General features: G+C 33.8%; 17 protein-coding genes. 6 read left to right on the forward strand and 11 right to left on the reverse strand.

What is annotated here, in order from left to right; translation table 11 throughout:
- Window positions 1-276 precede the first annotated feature (276 nt).
- The 4 genes from KA867_RS04300 to KA867_RS04315 all read right to left on the reverse strand — a co-directional run bounded on the left by KA867_RS04300 (window position 277) and on the right by KA867_RS04315 (window position 5,642).
- Window positions 277-690: a VOC family protein gene (locus KA867_RS04300; RefSeq protein ID WP_210137105.1), complete on the reverse strand. Its 414-nt coding sequence runs from the start codon at window positions 688-690 to the stop codon at window positions 277-279.
- 119 nt (window positions 691-809) lie between these two features.
- Complete coding sequence (locus tag KA867_RS04305; RefSeq protein ID WP_210137106.1) at window positions 810-1,625, reverse strand: pyruvate, water dikinase regulatory protein; 816 nt, start codon at window positions 1,623-1,625, stop codon at window positions 810-812.
- Window positions 1,615-4,251 (reverse strand): pyruvate, phosphate dikinase, encoded by a 2,637-nt coding sequence (ppdK, locus tag KA867_RS04310; RefSeq protein WP_210137107.1) that lies wholly within the window; start codon window positions 4,249-4,251, stop codon window positions 1,615-1,617. The genes KA867_RS04305 and ppdK overlap by 11 nt, the downstream gene beginning before the upstream one ends.
- Before the next feature lie 311 nt (window positions 4,252-4,562).
- Window positions 4,563-5,642, reverse strand: a complete 1,080-nt coding sequence (locus KA867_RS04315) for a CdaR family transcriptional regulator (protein WP_210137108.1) — start codon at window positions 5,640-5,642, stop codon at window positions 4,563-4,565.
- Between the two features lie 138 nt (window positions 5,643-5,780).
- Here KA867_RS04315 and KA867_RS04320 point away from each other — a divergent pair, with 138 nt between their 5' ends.
- The 6 genes from KA867_RS04320 to larC are packed head-to-tail and all read left to right on the forward strand — an operon-like array spanning window position 5,781 to window position 12,182.
- A complete protein-coding gene (locus KA867_RS04320) occupies window positions 5,781-6,911 on the forward strand; it encodes a glycerate kinase (RefSeq protein ID WP_210137109.1) in 1,131 nt (376 codons plus the stop codon).
- A gap of 21 nt (window positions 6,912-6,932) precedes the next feature.
- Complete coding sequence (locus KA867_RS04325; RefSeq protein ID WP_210137110.1) at window positions 6,933-8,096, forward strand: 2-keto-3-deoxygluconate permease; 1,164 nt, start codon at window positions 6,933-6,935, stop codon at window positions 8,094-8,096.
- Window positions 8,093-9,355 carry a nickel-dependent lactate racemase gene (larA, locus tag KA867_RS04330; RefSeq protein ID WP_210137111.1) on the forward strand — a complete coding sequence of 421 codons (1,263 nt, stop codon included), beginning with the start codon at window positions 8,093-8,095 and terminating at the stop codon, window positions 9,353-9,355. Before KA867_RS04325 ends, larA begins: the two co-directional genes overlap by 4 nt.
- 42 nt (window positions 9,356-9,397) lie before the next feature.
- Entirely contained in the window at window positions 9,398-10,198 is an 801-nt protein-coding gene (larE, locus tag KA867_RS04335) for an ATP-dependent sacrificial sulfur transferase LarE (protein WP_210137178.1), read from the forward strand.
- Between the two features lie 32 nt (window positions 10,199-10,230).
- Window positions 10,231-11,001, forward strand: coding sequence for a nickel pincer cofactor biosynthesis protein LarB (larB, locus tag KA867_RS04340; protein WP_210137112.1), 771 nt, complete (start codon window positions 10,231-10,233; stop codon window positions 10,999-11,001).
- Window positions 11,002-11,006: 5 nt separating this feature from the next.
- Window positions 11,007-12,182, forward strand: a complete 1,176-nt coding sequence (larC, locus tag KA867_RS04345) for a nickel pincer cofactor biosynthesis protein LarC (RefSeq protein ID WP_210137113.1) — start codon at window positions 11,007-11,009, stop codon at window positions 12,180-12,182.
- 92 nt (window positions 12,183-12,274) lie between these two features.
- Here the strand turns inward: larC and KA867_RS04350 are convergent, their stop codons facing one another.
- The 7 genes from KA867_RS04350 to KA867_RS04380 all read right to left on the reverse strand — a co-directional run bounded on the left by KA867_RS04350 (window position 12,275) and on the right by KA867_RS04380 (window position 19,096).
- Window positions 12,275-13,495 carry a putative glycoside hydrolase gene (locus KA867_RS04350; RefSeq protein ID WP_210137114.1) on the reverse strand — a complete coding sequence of 407 codons (1,221 nt, stop codon included), beginning with the start codon at window positions 13,493-13,495 and terminating at the stop codon, window positions 12,275-12,277.
- A gap of 225 nt (window positions 13,496-13,720) precedes the next feature.
- The gene (locus KA867_RS04355; RefSeq protein ID WP_210137115.1) at window positions 13,721-14,710 is read right to left on the reverse strand and encodes a Gfo/Idh/MocA family protein; all 990 of its coding nucleotides are present in this window, start codon (window positions 14,708-14,710) and stop codon (window positions 13,721-13,723) included.
- A 315-nt stretch (window positions 14,711-15,025) separates the two neighbouring features.
- Window positions 15,026-16,048 (reverse strand): lipoate--protein ligase, encoded by a 1,023-nt coding sequence (gene lplA, locus KA867_RS04360; RefSeq protein WP_210137116.1) that lies wholly within the window; start codon window positions 16,046-16,048, stop codon window positions 15,026-15,028.
- 9 nt (window positions 16,049-16,057) lie between these two features.
- Window positions 16,058-16,948, reverse strand: coding sequence for an SIR2 family NAD-dependent protein deacylase (locus KA867_RS04365; RefSeq protein WP_210137117.1), 891 nt, complete (start codon window positions 16,946-16,948; stop codon window positions 16,058-16,060).
- Window positions 16,941-17,729: a protein-ADP-ribose hydrolase gene (locus tag KA867_RS04370; RefSeq protein ID WP_210137118.1), complete on the reverse strand. Its 789-nt coding sequence runs from the start codon at window positions 17,727-17,729 to the stop codon at window positions 16,941-16,943. Before KA867_RS04370 ends, KA867_RS04365 begins: the two co-directional genes overlap by 8 nt.
- A gap of 3 nt (window positions 17,730-17,732) precedes the next feature.
- On the reverse strand, window positions 17,733-18,065 hold the full coding sequence (locus KA867_RS04375) for a glycine cleavage system H family protein (protein ID WP_210137119.1): 333 nt from the start codon (window positions 18,063-18,065) through the stop codon (window positions 17,733-17,735).
- Window positions 18,066-18,091: 26 nt separating this feature from the next.
- Window positions 18,092-19,096, reverse strand: coding sequence for an LLM class flavin-dependent oxidoreductase (locus KA867_RS04380; RefSeq protein WP_210137120.1), 1,005 nt, complete (start codon window positions 19,094-19,096; stop codon window positions 18,092-18,094).
- Window positions 19,097-19,241: the final 145 nt, after the last annotated feature.

Below are 19,241 nucleotides of genomic sequence, written 5' to 3' on the forward strand. Positions count from 1 at the left end.
ATTTTGAAAGCAGTGTAAAAAACTCAGCTGCTTTTAAATGTTTCGTCGCTTCAATGAATCAGCTTACGTACCATTTCAAATAAAATATGCAAATCTATTCTAAAGTAAAGCCCCTCAGTTGATAGCATTAAATAGCTATTCAACTTGAGAGGCTCTCTTCAAAAATGAAAATGCATTTTTTTATTATATGAAGTTATACTTTAATAAACATCTCTTTACATTTAATCAGATTAAGATGCATGTTCGTGAATATTTATATTCGAATTGCAACTTTAGTTATTGTGGAAATGTGTAACTTAAATCCCAACCGATATCGTATTTATCAACCAACTTGGCATATTTCGCTCCCCAAAACATAGTGTCTAACTCCATTTGAACATCGCCTTCGTCTTTCAATTGTTCATACACTTCTTCGATTGCTGTTTCACTATCAAATTCCAAAACAATATAAACATTTCTATCTTGTAACATTGTGTCATCGTCTTTGGGTATATCTGACAACATGAATAAGTTTCCATCAACGTCTAACTGCGCATGAATGACACGATTAGGATCATCTGCAACACTTTCATTCGCTTCACCATACGTCATTGTAGCTTTAATTTCCCCGTTCAGCGCCTTACTATAAAATGCCAAAGAGTCTTTACATTGACCGTTAAAAAACAAATACGGCACTGTCGATTTCAACATAATATCCCTTCTTTTTAAATATTATTTTCTAATATCAAACATACCCTTTAAACATAAATTTAGACAACTGAAGTTTTAATAATACCTTTGAATTCCATACTTAATTATAATTTTCATTCTTATAAAAACTTTTCAATATAAAATGCTGACTCTTCAATTGATTTGAACTCCGTATTAATGACTGTAGCATTTAATTTAGCAAATATTTCTTCGGCATACATCAACTCTTCTTTAATTCTATCGACACTATTATAATCTGTAGGTCCATGTAAACCTAAAACTTTCACACGTTCCGTACGAATATTTAAGATATAAGTAGGACTCGCTGTCAGACCAAATACTTTTAAATTTTTATTTCTAAAGACCTCATCTGGAATATCAACTTCTGGAACTAAAGGAATATTAGCTATTTTATAACCTTTATTCGCTAAATACATACTTAAAGGCGTCTTTGACGTACGAGAAACACCTAAAATTAAAGCGTCAGCTTCTCCTATATCCGTGAAATGTTTACCATCATCATATTTAACAGAATATTCCATTGCCTCAATTCTTTTAAAATAGTTGTCATCCAACTTGCGCAAAGCACCACTTTCTAAAATAGGTGAACAATTCGTATGTTCTTGAATAATGTTAATTAAATCAGACATATAGTCAACATACGGAATTTGTTGTTCTTGAGCATAAGCCTGCCCCTTTTTATTAAATTCTGGATTAACTAAAGTCGTTATAACAACTGCACCACGTGCTTTAGCAAATGAAAGTACATTGAGTAGTTCATCTTGATTTTTTATAAAAGGAAATTTTTTAATTTCTATACGCGTGACATCTGGAAATTGTGTTAATGTCGCATGAATCATTCGCTGTGCTGTTTCACCTATAGAGTCAGATACAACGAATAGCGTTAACTGGTTTTTTTCATTATCATTTAACACGCAATCTACCACCTTCGACTTCACTTTGAGCAGTTGATAATAAGGCACCTGGCACTCTAAATGGAGAACATGATACATAATCCAAATCTAGTTGATTAAAGAATTGAATTGATTTGTGGTCACCGCCTAATTCTCCACATACGCCAATTTTTATCGTTGGATTTGCCGCTTTTGCTTGTTCTGTTGTTTGTTTAATTAACTGTCCAACGCCATCTATATCGAGTGTTTGGAATGGATCTATCGTTAATATGCCTTGTTCTGAATAGGCATTAATAAATTTACCAGCATCATCACGTGAGAAGCCAAACGTTAATTGTGTTAAATCATTTGTCCCAAAACTAAAGAAGTCACATTCTCGTGCTAAATCGCCAGAAATCAGACATGCTCTTGGGGTTTCAATCATCGTTCCAATCATGTAATGAACGCTTGCTCCCATTTCAGATTGTAAAGCTTCAATGCGTTCAACAACTTGCGACTTTAACGTTGTAAATTCTGAAACAGTAGATACAAGCGGAATCATAATCTCAGGTTGACAATGAATGCCCTGTTGTTTAAGTTTCAATGCACTTTCCATAATAGCTTCTGCTTGCATAATATAAAGTTCAGGGTAAGTAATCGCCAAGCGACATCCACGATGCCCTAGCATAGGATTAACTTCATTTAAACTTTCAATATAATGTTCTAACTCTGAAACAGTGACATTGAGTTGACTTGCCACACTATTTTTTTCTTCAGTTGATTTAGGTAAAAATTCATGTAAAGGCGGATCAAGCAAACGAATAATTGTTGGACGTTCTCCAGATAACTTCAAGATAGTTTCAAAATCTTCTTTTTGATATTCCTTAATTTTATTTAAAGCATTAATTCTTTTATCCTGTGTATCAGATAAAATGAAACGTCTCATTTCAATTAAACGTTCAGGACCAAAAAACATATGCTCGGTACGAACTAAACCAATGCCCTTCGCACCAAATTGGTAACCTGCTTGAATATCTTGTGGTGTTTCGGCATTCATGCGTACATCTAATCTTGCTATTGCTTCTGACCATTGCATAAATTGTTCAAAAGCTTTACTTCTTTCAGCTTTAATCGTTTCAACTTCACCTAAATAAATATCACCTTTAGCACCATCAACTGAGATAATGTCTCCTTCATTTAATGTTCCATTAGGATATGTTACTTTTTTATCTATAACATTAATTTCAACGTCTGAACATCCAGTCACACAACATTTACCCATTCCTCTGGCAACAACTGCCGCATGAGAAGTCATACCGCCATGTGTTGTAACTATCGCTTCACTTGCGACCATACCTTCTATATCTTCAGGCGAAGTTTCAGGTCTCATCAATATCACTTTATCCCCCTGCTCTGCTTTCAATTTTGCAGTTTCCGCAGAAAATACGATTTCACCACTCGCAGCACCAGGGCTAGCAGGAAGTCCCATTTTCGAAACAGCTGTAGCTTTCTCAAGGGCATTATCATCAAAATTAGGATGCAATAATTGGTCAATTGATTTTACTTCAACATTCATAACTGCTTCATTTTTAGAAATTATACCTTCTTCCACTAAATCTACTGCAATATGAATCGCTGCATTAGCAGTTCTTTTACCACTTCGCGTTTGTAAAACATATAATTGCTCGTTTTCAATAGTAAATTCAATATCTTGCATATCTTTATAGTGTTTTTCTAATTGTTGGGAAACTTCTATAAATTGTTGATGGACTTGAGGCATTTGTGCTTTCAATGTACTGATATCTTTTGGCGTTCTAATGCCAGCAACAACATCTTCCCCTTGGGCATTTAACAAGTATTCACCAAATAATTTTGCTTCACCAGTCACTGGATTACGCGTAAATGCAACACCTGTACCACTTTGTGCACCACTATTACCAAAGACCATCTCTTGGATATTAACTGCTGTGCCAATATCGTGTGGTATTTCATTTAATTGGCGATATACACGTGCGCGATCATTATCCCATGATTTAAAAACTGCTTCAATTGCTTCTGTTAATTGCACAATCGGCTCTTGTGGGAATGGTTTATATACTTCTTCCAAATAAACACCTTTAAAATAATCACATATTTCTTCTAAACCTTCAGCTGGGATATCTGCATCATTTTGATAATGGTGTTGTTCTTTATATTGATTAAAATATGTATCAAATGACGTCATCGGTATGCCGTATACTACTTCGCCAAACATTTGTAACAGTCTACGGTAACAGTCGTATGCAAAACGTGCATCATTTGTCTTTTCTGCTAAAGTTTTAACATTAATATCATTCAGCCCTAAGTTTAAAATAGTATCCATCATTCCAGGCATGGAAATTTTTGCACCACTTCTTACAGACACTAATAAAAGTGATTCTTTAGAAGAAAATGATTTTTGTGTACGTTGAGAAAATGCTTCTAATTGCTCATGTAATTGTCCAATTAATTCATCTGAAAGATGAGCGCCTTGCTTTAAATACTCAATACACGCTTCAGTAGTAAGGGTGAAACCATCCGGTACAGGTAACCCTAAACGTTTCATTTCAGCTAAATTAGCCCCTTTACCTCCCAATAAATCTTTCATAGCTTTGTTACCTTCATCAAATGCATAAATATATTTCGTCATACAGATTCACCTCAAATTTTTAATATGTCATACTAATTATTATTGAGTATGTCATATTACTTTATAAAAAACAACCAAATTTTTACGATTACTTTTATCGTTCACTTTCTTTAATCTGTTCAGTTAAATTAAATCCATATAAAAAAGCCCTAAGCAATACGATTTCACGATATGCTTAGGACTTTTAATTTTTAATGTATGACATAATTAAAATAAAGATACATTTAACTTTAATTACTAAAAATATTTTTAATTTTGTTCCAATCATTTTTGTTAAACTTTTTTATAAAACACTCCGATTGTTTTCGTTATTAACACCATATTGCAATCTGTAATTTGACAGCATCAGAGTACTTTTTAGGATTTAACCCTGTTTCTTTTTCACATTTTTCTAACCTATACAATAAAGTATTTCTATGGATGTACAATTTTTTAGAAGTTTGCGTTATATTTAAATCATTTTGAAAGAAAGCTTTTAGTGTATCTATACTCTGCTGATCCACATTACTTAATATCCTTTTTTTAAATCGTTCTCTTATATTTTTATCAATTTGATATAAAAGTGTTTTTTCTTCCACATCTTCAAATGAAGTCACGGTCTTTCCATTTTCAGCTAACATAAACACCAACTCACACTCTTCATATGCATTTCTAAAGTCTTTTAATCTTTTAAACATAAGACTTGAGGCAATTTGGACTTTCAGCTCTAAGTTTTGAAATATTTGGTATATATTATTGATTTTATTATCTAAAGCTTGCATCGAATGAGCAGTAGCAAGAATAACGATGCGGTTATAATTCGTAAATGCAATTGTAAATGAACTAGCATCTATCCTGCTCGTTAATGAACGAACAATACTATTTCTAGAAAATATCTGTTTTTCGATATCGATAATGATACATTTTCTATAAGTTAATAAATCAATATTAAGTTGTTTCATTAAATATTGAATAAAGGATTTTGATGATTCACTTTTTAATAACTCCTCTATAAATAATTCTTGACTTCGTATTTGTCCCTCCAATTCGTACGTAAAATAATTTTGATAAAGTAACAATTCTGTAGACATTTTAACTAAGTCTGCTACATGTGTTATTTGATTAGGATTACCTGTAATACCAATAACACCAACGATATTATCTTGGAAAATTATGGGTAAGTTTATACCTGCCTGAGTACCTTTAAAATGCAAACTATCTTCCTGGTTGATTATCACTGTTTTTTCTTGTTTCAACACTTCAATAGCACCTTCGTGAAGCGTACCGATACGACTTTTATCGAAAGATGCAATAATTACTCCATTAAAATTCATAATATTAATATTAGTTTTGGTTCTTTTAGCTGTTTCTTTAACGATTAGCGTTGCCATTTCTTCAGTCAATATATCCATTTATCTCACCACTTGTTATTTATATACAAATTCAAAGTATTATTTTTGTATAGTTTAACCCTTTTTTCAATATAATAAAATCGTTAAACTTAAAACAACACATTTTAGAAAGCGCTTTCTTAAAAGGAGAAATTCACAATGGAAATCATATTAGCACCTGATTCATTTAAGGGAAGTATGAAGGCAAGCGAAGTAACAAAGTATATGAAAGATAGCATACTGGAAATTTTCCCTGAATCTACCATTCATGATTTACCAATCGGTGATGGTGGTGAGGGCACAATGGAAGCATTAGTAAATGCAACAAATGGAACGTTTACTACGGTCAATGTAACCGGACCACTCGGTAACAAAGTAACAGCTCAATATGGTGTTTTAGATAATCATACTTGTGTCATTGAAATGGCGGAAGCTTCAGGATTAAAGCATTTAGCCCAAGACGCATTAAATCCTTTATCTACAACAACGTACGGTACAGGTGAATTAATTTTACATGCCTTAAATCACGGGTATCAAAACTTCGTACTGGCGATTGGTGGTTCAGCTACAAATGATGCTGGTGCTGGCATGTTACAAGCTTTAGGGGCAGAATTAAAAGATAATCAAAATCATTCAGTAAATTTTGGGGGTGGCGAACTACAAAATTTAGCTCAAATTGACTTATCAAATTTTGATCCTCGAATAAATCATTGTAATTTTATTATAGCAACTGATGTTCAAAATCCATTAGTAGGACCTAATGGTGCATCATTTATTTTTGGAAAACAAAAAGGTGCATCTGCACAAAATATGCAACAACTTGATGATAACCTCACGCATTGGGCAAATCTTGTTGAACATACCACAGGCATAAAACTACACGATTTACCTGGTGCTGGTGCAGCAGGTGGATTAGGAGGTGCTTTCAAAGCGTTTTTTCCAAGTTACTTTAAAGAAGGTATTCAGGTAGTTATGGAATATATACAATTCGAAAAATACTTAAATCAAGCAGACTTAATTCTTACTGGAGAAGGAAAAATCGATAAACAATCTTTTTATGGTAAAGCACCAATCGGCATTGCAAAATGTGCCAAAAAGTATAATATACCAGTTATTTTTATAGGGGGATCAGTAGAAGTAGATGCAAAAGACTTAAAAGACAGTGGTATTCTCAGCGCTTTTAGTTTAAGTAACGGACCTATGTCATTAGAGGAAACATTTTCAAAATCGGAAAAATTGATAAAGCAAACAACCAAGAATATTGTAAAAACATTTTTCCATAACCAATAACATATTAAGGGGATGTTAGTTATGAGAATTAAAGATACAATAGAAAAAATTCCTGGAGGGTTAATGGTAGTCCCATTACTTTTAGGCGCTACTATAAACACGGTTGACCAGTTACATTTAAGCCCTATAATGAACATACTTAAGTCACTCGGCGCACCCAAAACTGAACAAGGTCATTACGAAATGCTTCAAATTGGGGGATTTTCACAAGAACTATTCAAAGATAGTGCACTTGTCTTAATTGCACTTTTTATCTTTTGTGTAGGAAGTCAAATGAATTTAAAAATTGGCGGTAAAGCTTTAAAAAAAGGTATGCTATTAACAACAACAAAATATTTTTCTGGGTTAGCGGTAGGACTCTTATTAGGCTCATTATTTGATCCTTGGAGTGGACTGTTCGGTTTGTCTACCATAGCTGTAATTGCAGCAATGACAAATAGCAATAGTGGTATGTATGCTGCTTTAACCAGTACTTATGGGAATCGTTCAGATGTAGGTGGCTTATCCATACTTGCTATTAATGACGGGCCATTGTTAACTTTGATTTCATTGGGATTTATTGGTACAACTTTTCCAATCATTTCATTTATTTCTGTGCTTTTACCGTTAAGTATAGGTATGATATTAGGAAATCTTGACCCTAAAATATCAGAATTTTTACGTCCTGGTGAAACCATACTCATCCCCTTTTTCGCTTTTTCTTTAGGTGCTGGTATGAATTTGGCTGAATTCTTTAATTTTTCCGTATTATCAGGAGGCTTAACATTAGCACTATTAACCTTTATTTTCACCGCATTTACTGGTATCATTGCCTTTAAAATATTTAAAGAAAAAAGTGTAATTGCACCAATTTCCGAATCATCTACAGCAGGTAACGCAGTATCCACACCTGCTGCAGTAGTTGCTGCTGCTTCTACAGCACTCGCAAATGGTAATCTGAGTCAAAGTGAGTTTGCTATGATTGAAAAAGTAGCACCTATCGCGACAGCACAAATTTCAATTTCAGCTATTACTACAGCAATATTGTGTCCAATAGCAGTCATATTGATCGATAGGTATCAAAAAAGCAAAGGCATATATGGAACAAAGGAATATATTGCTCACTCGGCCAAAACACATTCTAATACACAAATAAAAACACGATTTTATGAAAGCGCTTCATATAAGGAGGAAGATCGACCTTGAATACAGAAATATTATATGGAAAGTCAAACCTTAATATAGAATTACCTGAAAATAGCGTTTTAATAGAGCCAAAACCTATACCTGCACTCGAAAATGATGTACAAGCTATACGCGATGCATTAAGGAATCCTATCGATTTGGATCCACTGGAAGATCTAGTACAACCTAACCAAACTGTTTCAATCGTTATTAGTGATATCACTCGCCCTACGCCGAATCATATACTTGTACCACTTATTGTAGAGTCACTTGCACATGTACCTTTAGAAAATATTGTCATCATCAACGGCACTGGTACACATCGAGATCAAACCAAAGATGAATTGATACAAATGTTAGGTGAAGATATCGTAAACAACATTAGAATTGTACATAACCATTGTAATGATAAGCAAACTTTAAAAAAAGTTGGTCACAGTAAATACGGGTGTGATGTTTACTTAAACAAAGATTATGTAGATTCTGATTTCAAAATTGTAACTGGCTTTATAGAACCACATTTTTTTGCTGGATTTTCAGGAGGGCCAAAAGGAATCATGCCTGGTATTGCAGGTATAGAAACGATCATGACATTTCACAATGCTAAAATGATCGGTGATATTCGTTCTACTTGGGGGAATATGACAGATAACCCAGTACAAGATATGACTCGAGAAATTAATGCTATGTGCAAACCTGACTTCATGCTTAATGTAACATTGAACAAAGAAAAAGAAATTACAGAAGTTTTTGCTGGAGAACTGTATAAAGCACATGATTTAGGATGTGCTTATGCTAAAAAACACGCTATGTTCAAATGTGACCATCGTTTTGATGTCGTTATCGCATCTAATTCTGGTTATCCACTTGACCAAAATTTATATCAAACAGTTAAGGGAATGAGTGCTGCTCATAAAGTAGTTAAAGAAGGAGGCAGTATTATCATGTTATCCGAATGCAGTGATGGTTTCCCAAATCATGGTAATTATGCAGAAATACTGAAGATGGCAGACACCCCAGAAGCACTTGTCAAAATGATTAATGATCCAAACTTCGCCATGTTAGACCAATGGCAAGTGCAAAAACAGGCTGTGATTCAGACTTTTGCAGATGTATATTTATATTCCAAATTAACTGATCAACAAGCAAAAGATGCGATGTTACATCCTGTTTCAAATATTGAAGCAACATTAAAATCTTTAGAACAACAATATGGAAAAGACATGAGTATTGGAGTTATGCCATTAGGTCCCCTTACTATACCGTATGTAGAATCATAATTTTCAATGCGTTCAAAAATATTCAAGGAGGAAATTTAAATGATGACTAAATTACAAGATAAAGAAGTTAGACTTGAAATGATTTTAAAAGAAATGGAAACAGTCGTTATTGCTTTTTCAGGCGGTGTTGATAGTAGCTTAGTCCTAAAAAAAGCAATTGATGTATTAGGTATCAATAATGTAAAAGCAGTGATAGTTAAATCAGAATTATTTAGAAACGAAGAATTTAATCAAGCGATTCAACTCGGTAACACGTTAAATGCAGATATTGTAGAGACTGAAATAGAAGAACTTAAAGAACCACACATTATTGAAAACACTCCCGACAGTTGGTATTACAGCAAACGTTTATTATACGCAAAACTAGAAGATCTAAGAAAAACATTTGGATTCAATTATGTGTTAGACGGCATGATTATGGACGATATTTCAGATTTCAGACCTGGTCTTAAAGCGAGATCTGAATACGGTGTGAGAAGCGTTTTACAAGAGGTTGAACTTTATAAAGAAGAAGTGCGAGAACTTAGTAAAACAAATGACTTACCTGTTTGGAATAAGCCAGCACTCTGTAGCTTAGCTTCTCGTATTCCATATGGTGAACCACTTAGTTTCAATAAAGTTAATGAAGCCGAAAAATTCATTTTAAGTTTAGATATTAATAACGTTAGAGTACGTTATCATGACAACATTGCGCGTATCGAAGTTGATGAAACAGATATTGTTCCAATCATTCAACATAGAAACCAAATTTCACTTCGCCTTAAAGAACTTGGTTTTGACTATGTCACAATTGACTTAGAAGGCTATCGTACAGGTAGTATGAATGAGGTCATACAATCTTAATCTTAACGCTATAATATAAAGGTGGTTTAACTATGACAGATAAATATGATTCCATTGAATCATTATTGCAAGCTGTAAAAACAGATCAACTATCAATATCTGAGGCTAAAATAGAATTAAATCAGTATGATGAATTAGGTTTTGCAAAAATCGATCTGCATCGTAGAAAGCGACAAGGATTCCCAGAGATAATATTCGGCGAAGGTAAAACTGAACAACAATTAGTAAAAATCATCCACTCATTAATATTACACGAAGAAACAATATTAATTACTCGTGTCAATAATGAAAAAGCGAATTTTATTTGTGAAACATATCCTCAATTGGTGTATCATGCAACAGCACAGATCGTTTGTACATCATTAGAGCATATTACCAAAACACAACGTCAAGCTGCTATCATTTGCGCTGGCACGTCTGACCTTCCTGTAGCGGAAGAGGCTGCTATAACAGCAGAAGTAATGGGGATATCCGTAAAAAGATTTTACGATGTTGGGGTCTCTGGTATCCACCGACTTTTCGCTCATATTGATGATATTCGCAACTGCAATGTATCTGTAGTAATAGCTGGCATGGAAGGTGCGTTAGCAAGCGTAGTTGCTGGCTTAGTTGACCATCCTGTCTACGCCGTACCGACTAGTATTGGTTATGGTGCGAATCTAAATGGTGTCACAACATTGTTATCAATGATTAATTCATGTGCACCTGGTTCTAGTGTACTAAATATTGATAATGGCTTCGGTGGTGGTTATAACGCTGCTATGATTGTCAATATGTTGGAACAACATTCAGGGATGGAGTGAATGATATGACAAATACAATATATTTAGATTGTCACGCTGGTATTGCAGGTGATATGCTGCTATCTTCTCTAGTAGATTTAGGTGCAGATATAGCTTACATTGAATCTCATTTGCAAAAGTTGCCACTTAATGATTTTAAGTTGCACTTTTCTAATCAAAACAAGCAAGGTATTCAAGCCAAGTATCTAGATATTGATTTTAGTGAAACAACACATCATAGAACAGCTACTGATATCACAAATATGATACAAGATAGCGATTTACCTGAAAGAGTTAAAGTACGAAGCCAAAAAGTCTTTGATACGATTGCTCATGCAGAAGCTAAAATTCATGGGATGTCCGTTGAAGAAGTGCATTTTCATGAAGTTGGCGCTATGGATTCCATTATCGATATTATAGGCGGCTGTCTTGCTTTAGAAAATTTGAAAATTGATGAATTACACGCTTCTCCAATTCCAACAGGTGGAGGTAAAGTAAATATCGCTCATGGATTGTACCCTGTTCCTGCACCTGCAACAGCAGAAATTTTAAAAGGTATACCACTCGCTTCTTTTGATATTAATAGCGAATTAACGACACCAACCGGAGCAGCTTTCATTAAAGCATTAACATCTAAAATTGGTCCTTTACCATCTGTCACAATAGAGCAAATTGGTTATGGATGTGGCACCAAAGACTTTGATTTTCCAAACATATTAAGAGCAATTCAATTCAAATCTAAAGATAATACACCCACGCAAGTCCAAGTAATAGAGAGTCAGATTGATGATATGTCTGCTGAAATGCTAAGTTACTTTCTTGAACAAGTTTTAGAAGATGGGGCATTAGATGCATACTTCACACCTATCACTATGAAAAAAAGTAGGCCAGCCACTCAAATTACAGTCATTTGTAAGATAGAAAATGCACAATTTTTCGAAGACTATGTTTTAAAAAATACATCGACATTAGGTATTAGAAGTTACACGGTTAATCGTAAAGTACTCCATAGACAATTCGAAACAATTCATACAAATTATGGAGCGATTTTGGTAAAAACAGCAATGTTAAACGGCAAAGTAATTAAGGCAAAACCAGAATTTGAAGATGTGCGAAACGCCGCAATTCAAGCCAACAAACCATTCTTACATGTATATAATCATATTAATCAAGAGATTCAAAAACATATACAGATTGATTGAACTCCTTAAAAAGTTTTGACACATAAATCCTAATATAATAAGCCTATAACTGAGATGCTGTAAAATCAGTTATAGGCTTATTTTATATATGATTAATTATTTTTTGTGTTTTCTGGCTTTTGAGCATCCGGATTGGTATATTTTGACGGATTGTAATCGGCACCTTTCGTATAGTCAGCAGAAGCATCCCATAATAAAAATTCATTTATATCATGATCTTTTAACGCTTGTACTTGTGCAGTTACTTCTGATTTGTCATAGACTTTATATTGCCCTTCTCCTAAATAAGATGCTGTAAAGTCTTGAAGCCATGGACGAGATTTAACCTTTTTGCGATCGATACCTTTGAGTGCTTCTTTTTCCTTATCAAGATAACGATCCACTGTTTTATAAGGTTCTGTATCTGGAGCTTCTAATCCAAAATCACCTGGACTCCAATGAGAAGGATAAATCATCGATGAAATGACATCTACATTCTTCGCGATTTTAGGGAAACTTTGCCCAATACCTGGTGTTTCTTTAACAGTAGCTGCGTAACCAAAAACATCAGCAGATGTTTGAACATCGTATGCTTTCAAATCTTTACGTGCTGTTTTCAAAAAATTAGTAATCGTATCTACACGTTGCTCAACATGGTTTAAATCACTATTTTTATATTTTCCATTTGAATACTGAAGTGATTTATCCTTATTTTCAAATCCCTCAGGAAATCGAACATAGTCGAATTGTACTTCTTTAAATCCTGCTTTAGCCGCTTCTTTTGCAACTGCAATATTATAATTCCATACTTTATCATTAAAAGGATTTGAAAAACTATCTCCACCTTCATTTTCCCAAACATTACCATCAGGCGTTTTAAATGACCAATCTGGTTTTTTCTGAGATAATCTAGAATCTTTAAATGTAACAATACGTGCAATTGGATAAATATTGTTTTTTTCCATCGCTTTCATGATTTTTTTCACATCAACACGATTCACTGTATTACTACTAATCAATTTATTGTCACTTTTAAAATCCATCGTTATATTTCCTTCATCATCTTTAACATCAATGACCATAGCATTTAATTCTGTTTCATTTATAAATTGAATGAGTTCTTCAAAATTTTTACCATTTGCTGAATCAGGTGTGACATAGATACCTTTCACACCATCTTTTGGATAGTCAATATCACTATATGTATGTTTATTCGATTTATTAGAGCTTTCTTTTCCTTCATTCGTTTCTTTCTCATTGTTAGAACCACTGTTACAAGCTGACATCATTAATACGGACACAAGTAGCATCACTATAAATTTCCAAAACCTCATTAAATAATCTCCCTTTCCCTTAATCATTTCAACAACAAAAACATTTCAATGACAAATAAGTATTACACTACATATATTATAGTATTTTAATATTTTAAACAATGTAAATTACGAACTTTTATTTATAAAAAAAGACAGAAACAATTATCAATTGAAGTATTGATGACTTATTTCTGTCTTTTTAGCTATTATTTTTAATATTATGAATTCAACTGTGCTCAAATTTTATTTAATTGAAGGTCCTATGCTTAAGTGTGCACTCGTTAATGCTTGCTCTAACACATCTAGTACATGAATACTGTGTTCTAACTGTCTTGTTGCAAATATAGTATTATGTTCCCGAATTACTTTTTCGATTTTTATAAATTCTTCATACATTCGATGCTTGTGTGCATTAACTTGATAATACTGTGTACCACCAGTGTGATATTTTAATTCGAATGCATTCAATTCATTTGTAGGACCTTTAAGATTAATTGTAGCTTTGTCTCCTTGAATATAAGATTGATTATCAGAACTAGAGTCTTTAGCACCGATGCAAACCACTTTCATATCTTCATATTCTAATTGTAAAATACCAGAAGTATCGATATTTTTTTCAATATTTGCAAAGTATGTCACTTTATTAGGTTTACCAAATAAACCTACTGCTAAATGGACATTGTAAACATTTATATCCATTAATGCGCCTCCACCCTTGCTCGGGTCAAATGCTGGTTGAATAATGTCATTTTTAAAATCATCAAATCTTGAAGAATACTGAGAATAGTTAAACTGAGCAATTTTGCAATTCCCAATTTCTGGTATGCTTTGCTTTAGTACGTCATAATTACTTAAATACAAATTTGTAATAGCTTCAATTATAATCACATTTTGTTTCTCGGCTAAACCTTTTAGTGTGATGAGCTCATCTGCAGTTAATGTAAATGGTTTTTCACAAATCACATGTTTATTTTGCGCTATTGCTTTACGAGCGTATTCAAAGTGCAGATGATTGGGAACGGCCAAATAAACAGTATCTATCTTTTCATCTTCTATAAACGCTTGATAATCTTCATAGACTTGTTTAATATCAAATTGCTTTTGCAATTGAGCTACATTCTCAGGATTACGTCCAGTAGTCACTATGCTTTGTATCTGAATTCCAGGTACCTCTGACATCACTGGCAATGCTTCTTTTACAATTTTTCCGGCTCCAACTATACCTATATTCATAAATTTCCCCTTTTTTATCATAAAAATTTATTGTCCATATTGAATTAGCTACAACTTTTTCGAATCAAAAATCAAACCATTCATTACGATCATAAAATCTGTGATATTTATCTGTCCAGTCTTATAATGCATAATACATCACAGTTTGTTTGTTTATTTTATCATCTGTATGTAATTATATTTAAATATTTCGGGACAACTTTAAATGTTTAGTTAATGTCACTTTAATACCTGGCTTTGCACTATTTCCCAAGAAATAAATGTGTACAAATCATTTACCACTACATTGATTTTAGCAGATGTTCACTTTTGCCATTAACTTAAAATCAAATCAACGAGTTCTTCTGCTGACGTTTTACCGAAATAGTAAGGAATATCCATTTCTCTTAATGCATCCAGCAAATCTGTTTTAACAACTCGAACACCAATCAGTTGCTGTTCAACTTCTTTAATCTCACCTTGTCCGAAAAAATCACCATAAATACGACATGCAACAATACGACCTTTTTCAACGGCTAGTGTGATATCAATAGTACCTGCCGCTAATTTTGCATCTCTATTATATTCATAACGTGGAGAACGTCCATAGTTCCATTCCCAATTCTTGTATTTTTTTGCCACCATTTCATCTATTGCATGCCAGTCTGCTTCACTTAGTTCATAACGTTTAACGTCATTAATATCATCTAATCCCAATAATTGTTTAATCATTAAGTCTTTAAACTCATGTATAGTAATATTTTGATATTTATTTGCTAAATTGTCGCGAATGCTTCCAACTCTCGACCTAACAGATTTAATGCCTTTAGATTCAATTTTTTTACGGTTCGGTTTCAACACTTTAATCATTGCTTCATAGTCAACATCTAATAAAAGTGAGTAACCACCATAGATACGTCCATTGATCAAAGTCATTGCAGCGCCAGAAATTTTCTTTCCATTAATCTCTAAATCATTACGCCCACTTTGAACGACTTCAGTAGCACCTAAGTTATGTAACGCCTTAATTGCTGGTTCATAAAATTTTTGAAAATCACCATATATCGAATTATCATTTTGTAAAAGACAGCACATATTTACAGCACCACGATCAACATAAACTGCGCCACCTCCTGTTTCACGACGCATCACTTGTATATCATGTTCATCTATATAATCTTGATTAATCTCTACTGCTGTATTTTGAAAACGACCTATTTCTACTTTTGGATCGCAATAATAAGGTAATAAAATATCATCATCTAAAAAAATATTTTGACTTACATAGACTTGCATTGCAGTATTAACTGCACCGTCTGTTATATATTCACCATTTCGAATCGGTTCAATTAAATACATAGTTTTCTCCTACTTTGCTAATTTATTATTTGCTTCTAAAACTAATGTCGAAATATCGTCTGTTAAATGTATTGTTCTTTCACGTATATTTTGAGGAATCCGATATGCTTTTTTATTTAATGTCATAAATAATGCATCAGGGTTCTGTCTCGTCATACGTTGAAAAGGATGTTTCACAAACTGAGGTGTAGTATAACCAATACCAATTTCTAAATATAGGACTTTTCCTTCCTTATGATTTTCAAGAAACTGATTGTAACGAGATAATTGTGCCTCAAAATCTGCATCTTCTACCATACCGACTTGTGCTTTTCGCTTATTAATTTCCATAGGTGCATCACACTTAGGACAATGTGGTACAAGTTCACGCGGCACTTCCATATTTGATTGCTCTTGAATCATTCGACGGATTGCTTCATCGTCTCTATAGGTTTGTGGATGACAATGTTGGCTACACTGCCATAGAATATATTCTCCTTGAATATGAAATACTTTGTCCAAATCATAACCAGCAACTGCAAACGCATTATCTGCGTTAGTGGTAATAATATGATGCGCTTTGTTTTCTAGCATTTCTTTTAGCGCAACATAGGATGCACCTACTGGTTGATTCAAATAATTCAATGCAACAAATCTACTTTGAAATGCCCAATATTCTTGCCAACTTTCAAATGTATGAAGACTTGCTTGTAACATATCAAAAAATCCATATTTTTCTATAAAGTCCGGAAAATTTTGGGTAAATCTTTTTCCTATATACGTAAACCCATCTGATGCAGACATACCTGCCCCTATTCCTACAACTATTGCATCTGCTTCATCTATAGCTTGTGCTAATACATCAGATTGAGATTGACTACTTTGAGTTGTTGACATAACACGCCATGTTGTTTCAGTCATAACGTTTTAGCTCCTCCTTATATAATTGTGCATCTGTATCAGTGAACACGTTAAAAATAATCTTCGTATCATCCATATGATGCTCTTGTTTATAATCCAATACAGTGTTAATGGCTATCTTTGCAGCTTCTGCTTGAGGGAAACCAAACACACCTGTAGAAATACAGCAAAACGCTATACTTTTTAGCGAATGTTGTTTTGCAATTTCTAAACAACTTCGATATGCGCGTGCCAACAAATCTTTATTCATATCAGATACAGGTAATTTGCGAACTTGTGGCCCTACTGTATGAATTACATATTGGGCTGGCAAATTATATGCTGATGTTATTTTAGCTTTTCCTATACCTTCTTTTTTCCCTTGTGCTTCCATAATTTCATGACATGCCAAACGTAACTGTACCCCAGCTTTAGTATGAATGATGTTATCAATACAATTATGATTAGCTTCAAAACAACCTAATAATTGACTGTTTGCTGCATTCACTATTCCATCTACTTTGAGTTGAGTAATATCTCCTTGCCATAAAAATACATTGTCACCAATCATTGGCGACAATGTATCAATATGAGTAACATGTTGACGATTCATCGTTTGTAAAAATGCATCTTGTACATCTAAATATGTGTCAGCAATAGGTCGAGGTAATCTTACATTGGTAAGCCCTCTATACATTTCCCAACGTGATGTTTCATCTTCCGGTAAATTTAAAGTTGTTTCACCATGTGCTTCACGCCATAAATATTCAATTAAATAAGATAAGCGCTCTTGTTGTTGCATATATTATGCCTCTGGTAGCGCGTTAAATGCTGCTTCATCAACATTTTCTAATTTCACTAACCAGTTCTCTTCTGGTTTTTCTGAATTCAAAATTGTTGGTTCACCTTCTGCTTTTGTATTTCGTTCTACAATCGTACCAGCTAATGGAGATTGAACATCTAACACTGTTTTAGAAGCCTCAATACTTACTATTTCATCATCTACTTTCACTTCATCGTTACCTATAAATTCTACGTAACCAACTGTACCTATATCGTCTTGTAACTCTGGCGTCATACTATAAACATATTGTGCTCCTACTTTTTCTACCCATAAATAATTCGCTAATTTTTTCATAATATATACTTCCCTTCATAAATAATTTATAAATATATTTCTGCAAGCAATTCAATAGCTCGACAACGTGCTTCAATACTTGGTATCAAAGGCACCACCATGATTTCATCTGCATTAAAATCTTGTATCATACGATCTATTTGTGGCTTCGCACTTTCTTTGGTGCCCACAATAATGCGTGCACGACTTTGAGCTATTTGTCGCTCATCTTTCTCTGTACAATGATAAGATTGTGCAGTTTCAGGCGAGGGCATGCGTTCAAATTCAGCAAACTGTTCCTTGCCTAATAACCATATATCTAAACTTTGACCCAAAGTTTCCGCTTCTTCTACTGTATCAGCTAATGCAATAAAGACAGTAATCATCACAGATGGCGCCATATTTAATGACGATGGTTGAAATGCGTCTCTATACATCTTCACACTATCTTTTGCTTTAGCTATTGCATTAGCATTAGGTAATAGAAAAGTACCTAATGTATAACCCATACCTTGTGCACCCGCCTTTTTAGCTGATGCTACACTGGTGCTCAGCAACCACATGCTGGGCATGAATTTCGTACTTGGTTGTGCTACAACGCGATGATGTCGTTGCTGCGTCTGTTGCTCTGTTAAATAATGTCTCACATCTTCAATAGACTGCCCGTAGTCTAAAAAGTGTGATTTTGTTTCATTCATCGCCGATTTCACTTGCGCAGTACCTGCATTATTCCCTATACCTAAATCGACGCGTCCAGGATGAAGTGCTTCTAACATACGGAAGTTTTCAGCAACTTTATATGGACTGTAATGAGGTAACATCACCCCACCTGACCCCAGAGAAATGTGCTTTGTTTTATTTAAAATTTGCATCATTAATAACTCGGGACTACTACATGCAAATGCTGGTACATTATGATGTTCTGTTAACCAAAAACGTTTATAGCCGAGTTTGTCAGCTAACTGTGCTAATCGAACAGTATCTTGTAAAGCTTCTTCGGCAGATTTGCCTTCATCAATCACAGCATAATCTAACACATTAAATTGAACCACGTGAATTACCACCTCCACCAATCATACATTATACAATACGCTTTGTTAACGATTGTTCTTAAAGCAAGTATATTTGAGTATCTTATGACTTTCAGTTAAGATAAATGCAACGTAACATCACTATACACTCTACTTAATACAACAT

It is taken from the genome of Staphylococcus sp. GDH8C109P, from assembly GCF_017893405.1.
Lineage (GTDB): Bacteria > Bacillota > Bacilli > Staphylococcales > Staphylococcaceae > Staphylococcus > Staphylococcus cohnii.